Origin of the sequence: Blautia sp. An46, from assembly GCF_002161645.1 — a bacterium.
In the GTDB taxonomy this organism is placed as follows: Bacteria; Bacillota; Clostridia; order Lachnospirales; family Lachnospiraceae; genus Blautia; species Blautia ornithocaccae.
Genome location: NZ_NFIF01000006.1, coordinates 133,000 through 146,912, shown reverse-complemented (window position 1 = coordinate 146,912; position 13,913 = coordinate 133,000). Strand labels below are relative to the sequence as shown.

Annotated in this window: 12 protein-coding genes and 1 pseudogene; all 13 read right to left on the bottom strand. The window is 44.8% G+C overall.

Going from position 1 to position 13,913, the window contains the following annotated elements:
* On the bottom strand, positions 1–813 hold the full coding sequence (locus tag B5G00_RS06880) for a purine-nucleoside phosphorylase (protein WP_087270506.1): 813 nt from the start codon (positions 811–813) through the stop codon (positions 1–3).
* A 13-nt stretch (positions 814–826) separates the two neighbouring features.
* A complete protein-coding gene (locus B5G00_RS06875; RefSeq protein ID WP_087270503.1) occupies positions 827–1,558 on the bottom strand; it encodes a Crp/Fnr family transcriptional regulator in 732 nt (243 codons plus the stop codon).
* A 21-nt stretch (positions 1,559–1,579) separates the two neighbouring features.
* Positions 1,580–2,854, bottom strand: a complete 1,275-nt coding sequence (locus tag B5G00_RS06870; protein ID WP_087270500.1) for an amidohydrolase family protein — start codon at positions 2,852–2,854, stop codon at positions 1,580–1,582.
* Positions 2,855–2,910: 56 nt separating this feature from the next.
* Entirely contained in the window at positions 2,911–3,852 is a 942-nt protein-coding gene (locus B5G00_RS06865; protein WP_087270497.1) for an ABC transporter permease, read from the bottom strand.
* A gap of 18 nt (positions 3,853–3,870) precedes the next feature.
* Positions 3,871–4,962: an ABC transporter permease gene (locus tag B5G00_RS06860; protein WP_087270494.1), complete on the bottom strand. Its 1,092-nt coding sequence runs from the start codon at positions 4,960–4,962 to the stop codon at positions 3,871–3,873.
* 3 nt (positions 4,963–4,965) lie between these two features.
* Complete coding sequence (locus B5G00_RS06855; protein WP_087270491.1) at positions 4,966–6,492, bottom strand: ABC transporter ATP-binding protein; 1,527 nt, start codon at positions 6,490–6,492, stop codon at positions 4,966–4,968.
* A 26-nt stretch (positions 6,493–6,518) separates the two neighbouring features.
* Positions 6,519–7,706: a BMP family lipoprotein gene (locus B5G00_RS06850; protein WP_087270488.1), complete on the bottom strand. Its 1,188-nt coding sequence runs from the start codon at positions 7,704–7,706 to the stop codon at positions 6,519–6,521.
* Positions 7,707–7,732: 26 nt separating this feature from the next.
* Positions 7,733–8,923 (bottom strand): phosphopentomutase, encoded by a 1,191-nt coding sequence (locus B5G00_RS06845; RefSeq protein WP_087270484.1) that lies wholly within the window; start codon positions 8,921–8,923, stop codon positions 7,733–7,735.
* 18 nt (positions 8,924–8,941) lie between these two features.
* The gene (gene cdd, locus B5G00_RS06840; protein WP_087270481.1) at positions 8,942–9,364 is read right to left on the bottom strand and encodes a cytidine deaminase; all 423 of its coding nucleotides are present in this window, start codon (positions 9,362–9,364) and stop codon (positions 8,942–8,944) included.
* Positions 9,365–9,375: 11 nt separating this feature from the next.
* On the bottom strand, positions 9,376–10,161 hold the full coding sequence (udp, locus tag B5G00_RS06835; protein ID WP_087270603.1) for a uridine phosphorylase: 786 nt from the start codon (positions 10,159–10,161) through the stop codon (positions 9,376–9,378).
* A gap of 293 nt (positions 10,162–10,454) precedes the next feature.
* A pseudogene (locus B5G00_RS06830) lies at positions 10,455–10,604 on the bottom strand (sporulation transcriptional regulator SpoIIID); the annotation flags it as partial.
* Positions 10,594–12,162: a recombinase family protein gene (locus B5G00_RS06825; protein ID WP_087270475.1), complete on the bottom strand. Its 1,569-nt coding sequence runs from the start codon at positions 12,160–12,162 to the stop codon at positions 10,594–10,596. The gene B5G00_RS06825 and the pseudogene B5G00_RS06830, both read right to left, overlap by 11 nt.
* A 538-nt stretch (positions 12,163–12,700) precedes the next feature.
* Positions 12,701–13,876, bottom strand: a complete 1,176-nt coding sequence (locus tag B5G00_RS06820; protein ID WP_087270472.1) for an NAD(P)-dependent malic enzyme — start codon at positions 13,874–13,876, stop codon at positions 12,701–12,703.
* Positions 13,877–13,913: the final 37 nt, after the last annotated feature.

Below are 13,913 nucleotides of genomic sequence, written 5' to 3'. Positions count from 1 at the left end.
TCACACCTTTTCTATAATTTTAGTAACCAGTTCTTTGAACTGCACGGAAACTCTGTCCGCAGTTTCCTGCACTTCTTTGTGATCCAGTTTTTTGTCTGACAGTCCTGCGGCCAGGTTAGTGATACAGGAGATTCCTCCAATCTCCATTCCCATATGGCGGGCAGCCATAGCCTCGCAGGCAGTACTCATTCCCACAGCGTCTCCTCCCCAGATCCGGCACATCCGGACTTCTGCAGGAGTCTCATAATTTGGTCCGGTAAGCTGTACATAGACCCCTTCCTGGAGATGGATTCCGCATTCTTCGGCAGATTTTCGGATCACTTCCCGGATTTTTTTGCTGTAGACTTCGCTCATATCCGGGAACCGGTCTCCAAGCTCCTCCAGGTTTGGTCCTATCAGGGGGCTGGGGACGCCTGTTGCAATCTGGTCAGTGATCATCATAAAATCTCCCGGCTGGAAGTTCTCATTGATTCCTCCTGCTGCATTGGTAAGGATCAGTTTTTTTGCTCCTAAAAGCCCCATTAGCCTGGTAGGCAGCACCACATCAGACATAGGGTATCCTTCATAATAATGAACTCTTCCCTGCATGATCACCACCGGGACATTTCCTACATATCCGAAGACAAACCGTCCTTTGTGGCCTTTTACTGTGGACACGGGAAATCCTTCAATATCTGAGTAATCCACAGTAGTTTCTATCTTAATACTTTCCGCGTAGTCTCCCAGTCCGCTTCCCAGGATCAGGGCAACTTCTGGTTTGAAATCTGTTTTTTCTCTGATACTTGCCAGGCAAGTCTTTAATTTATTTTCCATATTTCCACTCCTCTCATAAATCTTCCGCCAGGATTTCCGATATCATTTTTTCCATCCGGCAGTACTGTTCATAGTTAATGAGAATATAGCTTCCCTGGGTGGTGATCAACCCGCTTTCTTTAAATTTCTTAATAGAACGAGTGATGGTCTTTACACACAATCCTGTAAAATCCGAAAGTTCCTGCCGGTCTCCTTTCATCTTCATGACCCCATTCTCGGCATATTTCCGATACCGTTTCATTAGAAGAAAGGCCACCCGGTCTGCCCCCTGGAGGAATAAAAGCATCCGGCTGTCCCGGGCCTGCTCCAGAAGGTATTCTCCCATCAGTCTGCTTTCCTGCTGAAGGGCTACAATGTCGGAATCCAGCCATTTTTTAAAGCCTTCTTTGGGAATTTTCAACACTGTACATTTTGTCACTGTCTGAAGAGTTGTCTGGTATTTGTCCAGATTAATGATCACTTCCATCCCGCCGAAAGCATAGACTTTGTCGAAAACTGTAAAGTCATAGTTAATACCGTAAATTCTGTAATCTGTGGCTTTGATAAGCCCCTTTCCTATCAGGTAGATCATGTCCGCAGGCTCACCCTCCTGGACAAATATGGTTCCTTTTTCCAGTTCTTCCACCACAAAGGTGTCCATCAGCCACATGGGAGCTGTCCGAAAATACCCTTCAAACTGCTCTCTTCTCTCCTTTTCTATTTCGTTTAAAAAAGGCAGGATCTTTGCCAGATATTTGTTTTCCATCTTTCGTCACCTATAGTCCATTTATATAGGAAGCACCTGTTTTCCTTTGATATATTTTGCCTGGATCTGTCTGTCCTCTGCCAGGTAGATCAGCCGCTCCAGCCGCTCTTTTGGAGAAAGTTTCCGGGCGTGGCGGAGCATTCCGTCATCAATGACTACTGCGTCAAATTCATAGCCAGGCTCCAGACTTCCCACCTTTCCGAAGAATTCTCCTCCCCCTTTTGTAGCAAGGTAGAATACTTCCTCTACAGTCAGAGGAGCAAGGCTCTCATCCTGTATCCTCCACCGGAGCTTTGAACACTGAATGGCCGCAGCCATGGCCCGGAACATGGAAAGGGAAGTGCCTGCAGCTACATCTGTGCCCAGTCCCATCTTCAGTCCCTGATCTAAATATTTCCTGGCCGGTGCGATTCCCGACGCCAGATTTGCATTAGACTCCGGACAGTGAGCAATAAATACTCCCTGCTCTTTCATCATCTGGATTTCCTCTGCATTGCTGTAAACACAGTGAGCCATGACAGTTGGACAGTCTCCCCCGAAGAGACCGTGAAGCCGGTAAGCATCGCCATAGCATGTAGCTTCAGGACAGAGCTCCCTCACCCATTCTATCTCACTGAGATTTTCTGAAAGGTGAGACTGGGCTGGCAGCCGGTATTTTTTCTGGAGTTCAGAAAGTCTCTCCATCAACTCCTCTGAGCATGTGGGGATAAATCTTGGAGTCAGAATCGGCCTGACATTGGAAAGACCTGCCGATGCCAGGAGCCACTCTTCCGTGTCCTTTGCTGACCTTTCAGCGTTTTTCTCACAGAGTCCTTCCGGGCTGTTCCTATCCATATTTACCTTACCCACATATCCTGCCAGTCCTGCTTCCTCCATCTTTTCCATCAGCCATAAGGTAGCCTCCTTATGGCAGGTGGCAAAGACACAGGCCCTTGTAGTGGAGCTGTGAAGGAGGTCGTCTATGAATATCGAATACGCCTTTTGGGCATATTCTGTATTCTGATATTTCTCCTCTTCCGGAAAAGTATGGGTATTCAGCCAGTCAATCAGCTCCATGTCCATCCCCAGTCCCCGAAAGGTGTATTGGGGAGCATGGACATGAAGGTCAACAAGCCCCGGAATGATCAGTTTCTCCCCGTAGTCCACACAGGGAATCCCTTTCCATTCCTCCGGGAGGGCCTCAAAGACTCCCAGGCATTTTCCATTTTCGCATACTGCATACCCATGCTCTGTGGTCCGTATTTTGTTCTTATCTTCACTGTAACAGATATGGCCTCTGATGGCAAATCTTTCCATGGGATCTTCTCCTTACTGATTTTTAATTTTCTGTCCCCAGACAACGGGGATATTCCTTATCGCTGTCCTTTGTCGTAGGGGATGCCTTCCGCTTTCGGCGCTCTGGAGTTCCTTGAGAACAGTGCCAGCACCACAAGAGAAATAATATAAGGAAGCATGTTGTAAACTGCACTTGGTATGTTCAGTGCTTCCAGAATGTCGAATCCTGAATATACATTGGACAGAGCCCGGAATAGTCCAAAAAGGAGGGCCGCCAGTCCGATGAGTTTTGGTTCCCACTGACCAAAGATCATAACTGCCAGAGCAAGGAATCCGAAGCCGGCAACGCCGTTCTCAAACTTCCATTCACTGACTCCTGCTGTAATGTAAACGATTCCTCCAAGGCCTCCGAAAGCCCCGGAAATCAGAACGCCTGCATAGCGCATTTTATATACGTTGATTCCCACAGAATCTGCTGCCTGAGGGTGCTCGCCGCAGGCCCGCAGGCGAAGGCCAAATCTGGTTTTATAGAGAACAATATGGGCAATGATCAGAAGGATAACTGCCAGGATCATAAACCAGCTCACCTCAAAATTTCCAATCTTAAAGGCGGAAAACGCTTTTCTCTGTTCGATGTACTGGATCGAGGAAGAAACGTTGTTTACATTTTCTGACATATTGATTGCTTTTACAAATACTGTAGCAGCCGCTGTTCCAAGAAGGTTCATGGCCGTTCCGATAAGGGTCTGGTCTGCCTTAAAATTAATTGCCGATACTGCCAGCAGAAGGGAATAAACCATACCGAAAAGGACACTTCCGATCACAACTGCCAGGATCATGAGAGCCGCCGGAAGATTCCCCATGTATTTCATTACCAGAGCTCCGCCCAGGGCGCCGATGACCATGGTTCCCTCTAAGCCCAGGTTAATTACGCCGCTTCGTTCTGAAAAGCATCCGCCCAGGGCTACCAGCATCAGTACTGAGGCATAAATTAATGTATATTGTAATAATAGTGCCATCCTTTTCTTCCTCCTTTCCTACTTTTTCCCTTTTCTGTTCATGCAGTGTTTAAAGAATAATACAAAGCCGCAGAAGTAAATGATGATTGCTGAGATCAGGTCAGAAATCTGGGCACAGTATACCATCTTATCCACATAAGAGCCGCCGCTTGTAATGTGCTGGATGAAAAATGCGGAGAAAACACTTCCGATAGGATTCAGTCCCCCAAGGAAAGCTGCTGCGATTCCGTTAAAGCCCATAGCCGGAACTGCTGTCTGGGCGCAGGACCACTGCTCGATGCCGCTCAGATAAAGGAATGAAGCTCCCAATCCGGAGAGGCAGCCTGCGATCACCATGGTAAGGATCATATTTCTCTTCTCTTTCATACCTGCATACTTTGCCGCATTTTTATTCAATCCGGTAGCTTTCAGCTCGTAACCCAGTTTTGTTTTGCTCATCAGGAACCACACCAGAATGGCAATGATAACCGCCAGAGGAATGGCAATGGTCACATACCGGTTGTTGGAAAACAGCCCGTCCAGGCCCAGACTTGGGATCAAGGCTCCGGGAGCATTAGTCTTCAGAGCCATTGTATAGGTAGTGCTGGACTCCTTTACATTGGTCAGAAGCATGTTCACACTGTAAAGGCTGATCCAGTTCAGCATGATTCCCGCAATAACTTCGTTTACATTTAAGTAAGCCTTCAAAATTCCTGCAATCCCGCCAAGGATGCCTCCGCCGATCATGGCTGCGATCATGCACACATACCAGGGCATCTGGAAGGCCAGTGCCAGGTAAAGGGCCAGCCCTGCTCCCACCGCATACTGTCCGGAAGCTCCGATATTGAAAAGTCCTACTTTATAGGCAAATAAGATAGACAGCGTACACATAAGAAGAGGGGCAGTCTTGGCAAGGGTACTTCCGAAATATTCCAGAGCCACTTCTGGTCTGGGGAAGTATAAAAAGTTTTTCAGGATTGCGGTCATTGCACTCCAGGCTTCTGCCTGGTTAATGCATAACAGCACAACATATCCTACCAGCAGCCCCAGGATAATACAGATCAGAGAGGCGATCACAGTCTGCACACCGGCGATTTCCAGGAATCCTTTCTTTTCTTTTTTCGTATTCATATCCTACACCTCCTGTTTTTTAGCACCGGTCATATAAAGTCCCAATTCCTCAACCGTCACCTCATCGGGTTTGAATTCTCCGACCAGTTTCCCTTCGTACATTACCAGAATCCGATCCGGCACGTCCATAACTTCATCAAGTTCCAGGCTGACTAAAAGCACGGCTTTTCCCGCATCTCTCTGTTCAATAAGCTGTTTGTGAATGAACTCAATAGCCCCGATATCTACTCCTCGTGTAGGCTGCACAGCGATGAGAAGATCCGGATTCTTATCAATCTCCCTGGCAATAATGGCCTTCTGCTGATTTCCTCCGGACATGGAACGAACAGTAGTTGCCGAGCCCTGGCCGGAACGAATATCATACTCTTCGATCAAACGATCTGAATATTCCCGGATTTCTTTTCTCTTCAGCACTCCGAATTTATTCGTAAACTGAGGTTCAAAGTATCTCTGCAGCACCAGGTTATCCTCCAGAGAATAGTCCAGGACCAGTCCATGTTTATGCCGGTCCTCAGGGATATGGCTCATGCCCATAACAGAACGCTGGCGGATAGGAGTATGGGTAATGTCTTTTCCATTCATAAGGATATTTCCGCTTTTCAGAGGCTCCAGGCCAGACAGTCCGTAGACCAGCTCCGTCTGACCATTTCCGTCAATTCCTGTTATGCAGACAATTTCTCCTTTTCGTACCTGGAAATTCACATCCTGAACTGCGTCTTTTTTGTTCTGTCCGCCAACGGTCATATGCTTTACGTCCAGCACTACATCCCCTGGTTTGGCAGGTTTCTTCTCTACTTTAAAGCTTACATTTCTTCCTACCATCATAGCGGACAGCTTCTCAGGAGTGGTATCTTTTGTCTCTACTGTACCTACATATTTTCCCTTCCGAAGTACCGTACATCTGTCAGAAACTTCCATGATCTCGTTGAGCTTGTGAGAAATAAAAAGGATACTCTTTCCCTCTTTTGCAAGGCCTTTCATGATCTGCATCAGCTCTTCGATCTCCTGTACAGTCAGCACTGCCGTAGGCTCGTCAAAAATCAGGATTTCATTATCCCGGTACAGCATTTTCAAAATTTCCGTTCTCTGCTGCATTCCCACTGTGATATTTTCCACAATAGCATCGGGATCGATCTGGAGATGATATCTGGAAGACAGGTCCATCACCTTTTTTCTCGCTTCGTCTTTCTTTAAAAATCCTCCCTGTACCGGCTCTGCGCCAAGGATAATATTATCCAGTACAGAGAAACATTCTACCAGCTTAAAATGCTGATGCACCATACCGATCCCCAAGGCGTTGGCATCATTGGGATTCTTGATCTGTACGGTTTTTCCGTCTTTCCGGATCTCTCCTTCCTCCGGCTGATACAGGCCAAACAGCACGCTCATCAAAGTAGATTTCCCTGCTCCGTTTTCTCCCAGGAGCGCATGGATTTCCCCTTTTTTCAGCTGCAGGGTGATGTTGTCATTTGCCACAATACCAGGAAATCTCTTGGTTATATTCAGCATTTCAACTGCATATTCTCCCATTTTTGTTTCCTCCTTTCTGTATTTTCCTACATGATCGATCCTTGTCTTTCGTTTACCTTGACAGATACCTCCGGCATCTTGTCAATAGAGTTGTCAATCTGGATCTCTCCGTCATAAATCTTCTGTACCAGCTGGTGATAATCTTCTACAGTAAAGTTTTCATTCCACTGAGTTGTATCCTCCGGAAGTCCCACATAATTTACAGATGTATCTGTTCCTGATACCAGACCCAGGTTCTCAATTTTTCCTACATGTTCTTCCCAGGTACCGTCTACAATAATCGAATTCAGCATAGCTTTTACAGTAGCTCCCAGGCCTTTCATAGCTGAAGTCACAGTCATTCCTTCTCCATATGCGTCAATAATAGGAGACTGGTCACTGTCTACGCCGATCATTTTGCCCCCTACTTTCGCCGCAGCCTCTGCTGCTGAAGTAAAGATTCCGCCGCCGCAGGCAAATACGATCTCTGTGCCCTGGCTGAACCAGGTATCCATAGCTGCCGTAATCTCTGTAGAACCATAGAATTGTCCTCCATAGGCATATTCCACTTGAATCTCATCTACAATTCCCAGTTCTTTGGCCGCGTCATTAATTCCCTGTACATAACCGAATCCAAACCTCATAACCGCCGGCACTGCCTGTCCGCCCAGGAATCCCAGGTTCCGGTATCCCAGTTTTACCGCTGCATATCCTGCCATATATCCCGGTATTTCCTCCTGGTAGACTGCACAGTATGTGTTTTCCGTATTATAATAATCGGAAGCCTCATAGGAATCCGGATCATCATAATATTTGCTTCCTACAGCTGCCGCAATGATATCTCCCGCCGTCATATCCAGGGCGATAAATTTCACATCCGGGTATTTATAAGTCACTTCTACCAGTGCCGGTGCAAAGATATATCCCGGCATAACAATGATGTTATATCCTTCTGCCACGGCCACATCGATCATGGCAATCCTGGCATAGTCTGTATCTCCATCTGGTTTTTTATAGGTAAAATCAATGTTGTTTTCTGTACAATACTCCAGACAGGCTTCATAGGTCGTCTGGTTAAAAGACTGGTCCGTGATATCCCCGCTGTCTGTGATCATGGCCACACGATATTCTGAGTCGCTGGTACTTTCCTGTGTTCCCGAAGGTCCGCATCCCAGGGCAGTAACCGCTGTGCATACTGCCAGAAGCAATGCGGCAAGCCTTTTCAGTTTTTTCATCTCTTCATTCCTCCTTTGTCAAAGTTTTATTTTATATATGAAAGCAATGAGGTTCCGATGGTCTGTTCCGGCATATCCAGTCCGAAGTTCTCAACAATAGTAGCTCCGATCACCGCAAAAGTATCCTGTTCCGGCAGCCTTCCGTTGCCTTCCATGGATTTGGAGTATGCCAGGAAGGGCACTTTTTCTCTCGTATGGTCTGTTCCTGTATAGGTAGGATCATTTCCATGATCTGCCGTAATGATCAAGAGGTCATCGTCTTTCAGATTTTCCAGTAAAATCTCCAGTTTTTCATCAAACATTTCCAGCTCTTTTGCATAGCCTTCCGGGTTTCTTCTATGTCCCCATTTTGCATCAAAATCCACCAGATTTACAAAACAAAGTCCATGAAAATCCTTCTTGGCAATGTCTATGGTCTGTTCCATACCGTGAACAGAAGATTTGGATTTATAGGCTTCTGTAATCCCTTCTCCATCAAAAATATCTTTGATCTTTCCTACAGAAATCACATCCAGTCCATGATCTTTCAGCACGTCCAGAGCGGTTTTCATCGGTGGTTTCAGGGCATAGTCATGTCGGTTGCTGGTCCGCTCAAACTCTCCTTTTTTCCTGCCCACATAGGGTCTTGCAATGACTCTTCCCACTCTCCACTCTTCTTTCATGGTCAGCTCTCTTGCAATCTCGCAGCACCGGTATAATTCTTCCAGGCCAAAGGTCTCTTCATTCCCGCAGATCTGGAGCACAGAATCCGCAGAAGTATAGACGATCATATGTCCGGTGGCAATCTCTTCTTCTCCCAGCTCATCAATGATTTCCGTTCCGCTGGCGCTTTTATTTCCGATTACTTTATGGCCGGTTCTCTTTTCCAGCTCCTCGATCAGTTCCTTAGGAAAGCCATGCTCTGTAAATGTTTTAAATGGCTTCTTAGTCTCAATTCCCATGATCTCCCAATGGCCGGTCATGGTATCTTTCCCGTTGCTCCGCTCTCTCAGAGCAGCCTGATATCCAAGAGGTTCATCCACAGCAGGCACCTGACGAAGGGGCGTCAGGTTGGCCATTCCCAGCTTCTGAAGGGTGGGAATCCGGAAGTTTTCTACGGATTCCGATATATGTCCCAGGGTATTCACTCCAACATCTCCAAACTTTTCTCCATCAGGCATAGCCCCGATTCCCAGAGAATCTATTACGATGACAAATACACGTTTATATTCTTTCATTTCTGTCCTCCTTGCCTCTCAGTCTTCCAGATTACCAGGGCCGAATCCCTGGGGCATCAGCTCTTCCAGCCTGTATATTTTATAATCTTCTTTCCCTTTTGCCAGTATGATCTGGAATTCCTTTGGACTGCAGAATTCCATCATAACCTGCCTGCAGACTCCGCAGGGAGGGGTATAATCATTAAGCTGTCCCTCCGGGCCTCCCACGATACAGATGGCCTCAAAATCTCTGACTCCTTCACTGACTGCTTTGAAAAAAGCCGTTCTCTCTGCACAGTTTGTAGGAGTATAGGCTGCATTTTCAATGTTGCATCCCGTGTAAATCTGTCCATTTTTCCCAAGGAGGGCCGCTCCAACTTTAAAGTGGGAATATGGTGTATAAGAGTAGGAAAGCTGAGCAACTGCTGTATCGATCAGCTCCTGTATCTTTGCTTTTTCCATAATTTCCTCCCTTATTTCTCTGCCTTTTGGTCTGCCTTGATCAGATTTCGGATTGCCTGTACCGCCACCCGTATAGCCATATCTGTATCATGGACTACAGGGTTCTCCATGCCTTCTTTTTCTCTCTCCTGATTTGCCATAACCAGGAAACAGGAACCTGCCCGAACTCTCAGATGGCTTGCCACAACAAAAAGAGCCGCTGATTCCATCTCCGAAGCAAGGCAGCCCAGCCGTTTCCAGGCCTCCCATTTATTGAGAAGTTCATAACTCACCGGCATTCTTTCCGGAGAATGCTGTCCATAGAAAGAGTCCTTACACTGTACCACACCCACATGATAAGGGCTTTCCAGCTCCTCTGCTGCCTGGATCAAAGCATTTGTCACCCGGATATCTGCCACCGCCGGAAACTCAATAGGCGCATATTCTTTACTGGTACCTTCCATGCGGATAGCGCCGTTTGCGATGACAACGTCTCCGCTCTTCACATCCAGCTGCATGCCTCCGCAGGTTCCGATCCGGATAAAAGTATCTGCTCCTGACATGGTCAGCTCTTCCATGGCGATGGAAGCAGACGGTCCGCCGATTCCTGTGGAAGTAACGCTTACCTTCACACCGTCCAGATATCCGGTGTAGGTAACATACTCCCTGCTGTCTGCCACCAGCACCGGGTTGTCAAAATACTTGGCAATCTTAGCACAGCGTTTGGGGTCCCCCGGAAGGATCACATAACGTCCCACATCTCCTTTTCCTACCTGAATGTGATATTGTTTATTAGCATCTTCTGAGTAATTCATAATCATACCTTCTTTCTTTTTTGTTTTCGTTCTTTGTTCTACCTGCATCTTACCTTTAATTTAACATCTGAAAAAGGACTCGAGTCCCTTTTTATATATTTACGTGACTTTTCACAATTTTCTTTTTTATTTTTTATCTATTTTTACCAAATATAAAAAAGCTATCCTCTATGTGTTTTGTCGTTTTGAATTATATAAGCGATCTTCATTTATAAATCCAGGCATAGAAAAAAGTCTGTGTTCCGGGCTTGGGCCCTTTCACAGACTTTTCTCAATATTTCTTGAAAAATGACCGGCTATGCATGCTGATGCAGGTATTTCTCCCTGGTAGCCAGTCCGCCCCGGATATGCCGTTCTGATTTGTTTACGTCCAGCACCACTCTGGCCCTGGCCGCAAGAGAGGGGTTGATCTGGAGGAGCCGTTCGGTGACATCTTTATGTTTGGTCATTACTATTTAGAACTGTTTTATTTTCACATTCGTCTTCCACTAAAATGCTTTCATTTAATCCCAAATCTCCCAATAATCGAAGGTAAATATCCACATTTCCATCTTTGTCTACTTCTATTTTCTTAATCAGTCTCTTTAACTGTACATTGGTCATCTCATGAACATCTGTAATATCCTCAATCTGCTTAAAGGTATCATTTAAGATTTTTTCCATCTGATCTCCTTTTGTCAAATTACTGGATACCATTTTCAATTCATTTTCCAGACGAGCCAGTTCTTGACGAGTACCACCCAACTTATCATTCAATTCTTCTCTTGAAATCAAATCATCAGTATACATGTCCATATATTTCTGTCGCATTCTCTGTAATCTGGCAATCTGCAAATTCAATTCCTTCTCGTACTCTGCATTTTCATCTTTTGCTTTGTACACTCTTTGGAATTCTTTCACAACATAGTCAATTACTTTATTTTTTTGCTGAAGAACCCGATTAAAATATTCCTGTAAAATCTGAATCAATTCTTCTTCATCTACAACCGTTTTATTTGGACAGCTATCTGCTCCTTTCCCATTTCTTCCAGAGCAAACCCAACGCACATACGTATTTTTGTAAGTACGAACTGTTCTTCGGAAAGACCAGCCACATTCTTTACATTTAATCAATGTAGAAAACAAATATTTGTTGCTTTGTCGCTCATGATTCAGATTGAACGCATCGTTCCTTCCACGAAGAATTTCCTGTGCTTTTTCAAACACCTCATCTTCAATAATACGAAGTTCTGGACGTTCCACAACAAGCCATTCCGTTTCATCCTTCTCTCTTCTCTGACCAGTCAGAAAATCACTGATTTCCTGCTTTCCATTGATAATCTTTCCCGTATAAATCTCATTGGTCAAAATCCGACAGATGGCATTCTGGCTCCATTTGCAGTTTCTCTTTGTTCGATATCCCTTTTCGTTCAGCATATTGGAAATTTTGGCAGCACCGTAACCCTCCTCTGTGTACCACTTATAAATTTGCTTTACAACCTTCGATTCTTCTTTGTTGATCTCAAGATTGAAATAATCTCCGATTGTTTTATCGTATCCGTACACAATGTTGGGAACTCGTCCTTTTTCTGCATTTAGTTTCTTTCCAAATTTCACTCGCTTAGATGTATTGGCACTTTCTTCCTGAGCCAATGCTCCAAAGATGGTGAGAACAAACTCACTATTTCCCATACTTGTCATATTCGCTGTAAGGAACTGTGTTTCAATACCTAACGCTTTCAACTTGCGAACATTCTGTAAAAGATCTACGGTATTTCTGGCAAAGCGAGAAATATCCTTTACAACAACCATGTCAAACATTCCCTTTTCTGCATCTGCCATCATACGAAGAAATTCTTTTCGATTTTTTATTTTAGTTCCCGAAATACCTTCATCTGCATATAATTTCACTAAAACATCCCCGGTACGCTGCGTATATTCGGAGAAAAATTCCTTTTGAGCTTCTAAACTGTTAAGCTGGTCGGCTTTATCTGTGGAAACACGGCAATAGGCTGCTATCTTCATAGTGTTACCTCTCTGTATCAAATTTATTTTCTGTTACATCTATATTATATATCAAAATAAAGATTCGTAAACAGAAAAAGAGAAAATTATTGAAATTAATCCCATCTCAAACTACTCTACTTTTATTTATCTTTTAATCTCTTGAGCGGACCGCAATCGGAAGGAATATAAATAAATACTGCCGTTTTCTCAATGAAAAATTAAAGAAGTTTGAGGGAAAAACACCGAAAAAAACAGCTTGATCAAAAGTGTGGCTGTAAAAATCCAGACAAGGGATTTTTGCGGCCAAAAATAAATTTCATCTTTCATAGAAAAAAGGATCCTACGCAAGGTGGAAGGCTAACAAGCCTTGTCCTTGCAGGGATCCTTTCAATTGCTACTGAGGATGCCGAAATGTGATATTAACCGACAGCCCCTTCTGCTTTACTTTATTCTATATCTTTTTGTAATCCGTTCATTCGACAACCTCTATCTGGCACGCTTTCATGACCTTCAGTGCAGTCTCATGACTTTCCGGTGTTACCCCTGCGTATCTCGTTTAAATACGAGCTACACCGGTTCTCTTTGCTGCCTCAGCAACCGCTTTGGCTACCGCTGGTCCTACTCGCTTATCAAATGCCTTCGGAATAATATACTCCGGAGAAAGTTCCTCATCTGTGATCAGATTTGCAAGTGCTTCAGACGCTGCCAATTTCATTTCGTCATTGATTTCTTTTGCTCTCACATCAAATGCACCACGGAAGATTCCCGGGAAAGCAAGTACGTTGTTGATCTGGTTCGGGAAATCACTTCTTCCTGTGGAAACAACTTTTGCTCCGCCTGCCTTTGCATCATCCGGGAAAATCTCCGGAGTCGGGTTCGCACATGCAAAAACAACTGCATCTTTGTTCATGGTCTTAACCATCTCTGTTGTAACAGCACCCGGTGCTGAAACACCGATAAATACATCAGCGCCAACCAGCATCTCTGCAAGAGAACCGGATTTTTTAGCCAGGTTAGTAACTTTAGCCATTTCTTCTTTGATCGGATTCATGCCTTCCGGGCGTCCCTCGTAGATTGCACCCTTTCTGTCGCAGAGAGTGATATCTTTGAATCCTGCTGTCAGAAGGAGACGTGCAATAGAAATTGCAGCAGCTCCTGCTCCGTTCATAACGATACGAACATCTTCTTTTTTCTTTCCTACAACCTTCAGTGCGTTGGTCAGACCGGCAAGAGTGATAATCGCTGTACCATGCTGATCGTCGTGGAAAATCGGGATATCACATTTTTCTTTTAATTTCTTCTCAATTTCAAAACATCTCGGTGCTGAAATATCCTCCAGATTTACTCCGCCAAAAGAACCGGAGATCAGATAAATTGTATTAACGATCTCATCTACATCATTGCTCTTGATACAAAGAGGGAATGCATCTACATCGCCAAATGCCTTGAAAAGTACACATTTTCCTTCCATTACCGGCATTCCGGCCTCTGGTCCGATATTTCCAAGTCCAAGAACAGCTGAACCGTCAGTTACTACCAGACACATGTTCCATCTTCTGGTAAGATCATAAGATTTATCCACATCCTTCTGGATTTCGAGACAAGGCTGTGCAACACCTGGTGTATAGGCAAGTGACAGATCATCCTTATTTTCTACAGGTACTCTTGTTACAACTTCAATCTTACCTTTCCATTCTCCATGCAGTCTTAAAGATTCTTTTGCATAATCCATTTCTATTGTCCTCCCTGGTATCTTAAATTTTGCGAAA

Bases quoted from the DNA above. Each gene is read 5' to 3' on its own strand.
- B5G00_RS06850 (WP_087270488.1), bottom strand. From the start codon at position 7,706: ATGAAAAAACTGAAAAGGCTTGCCGCATTGCTTCTGGCAGTATGCACA.
- cdd (WP_087270481.1), bottom strand. From the start codon at position 9,364: ATGGAAAAAGCAAAGATACAGGAGCTGATCGATACAGCAGTTGCTCAG.
- B5G00_RS06845 (WP_087270484.1), bottom strand. From the start codon at position 8,923: ATGAAAGAATATAAACGTGTATTTGTCATCGTAATAGATTCTCTGGGA.
- B5G00_RS06865 (WP_087270497.1), bottom strand. From the start codon at position 3,852: ATGGCACTATTATTACAATATACATTAATTTATGCCTCAGTACTGATG.
- B5G00_RS06880 (WP_087270506.1), bottom strand. From the start codon at position 813: ATGGAAAATAAATTAAAGACTTGCCTGGCAAGTATCAGAGAAAAAACA.
- B5G00_RS06825 (WP_087270475.1), bottom strand. From the start codon at position 12,162: ATGAAGATAGCAGCCTATTGCCGTGTTTCCACAGATAAAGCCGACCAG.
- B5G00_RS06875 (WP_087270503.1), bottom strand. From the start codon at position 1,558: ATGGAAAACAAATATCTGGCAAAGATCCTGCCTTTTTTAAACGAAATA.
- B5G00_RS06870 (WP_087270500.1), bottom strand. From the start codon at position 2,854: ATGGAAAGATTTGCCATCAGAGGCCATATCTGTTACAGTGAAGATAAG.
- B5G00_RS06855 (WP_087270491.1), bottom strand. From the start codon at position 6,492: ATGGGAGAATATGCAGTTGAAATGCTGAATATAACCAAGAGATTTCCT.
- B5G00_RS06860 (WP_087270494.1), bottom strand. From the start codon at position 4,962: ATGAATACGAAAAAAGAAAAGAAAGGATTCCTGGAAATCGCCGGTGTG.
- B5G00_RS06820 (WP_087270472.1), bottom strand. From the start codon at position 13,876: ATGGATTATGCAAAAGAATCTTTAAGACTGCATGGAGAATGGAAAGGT.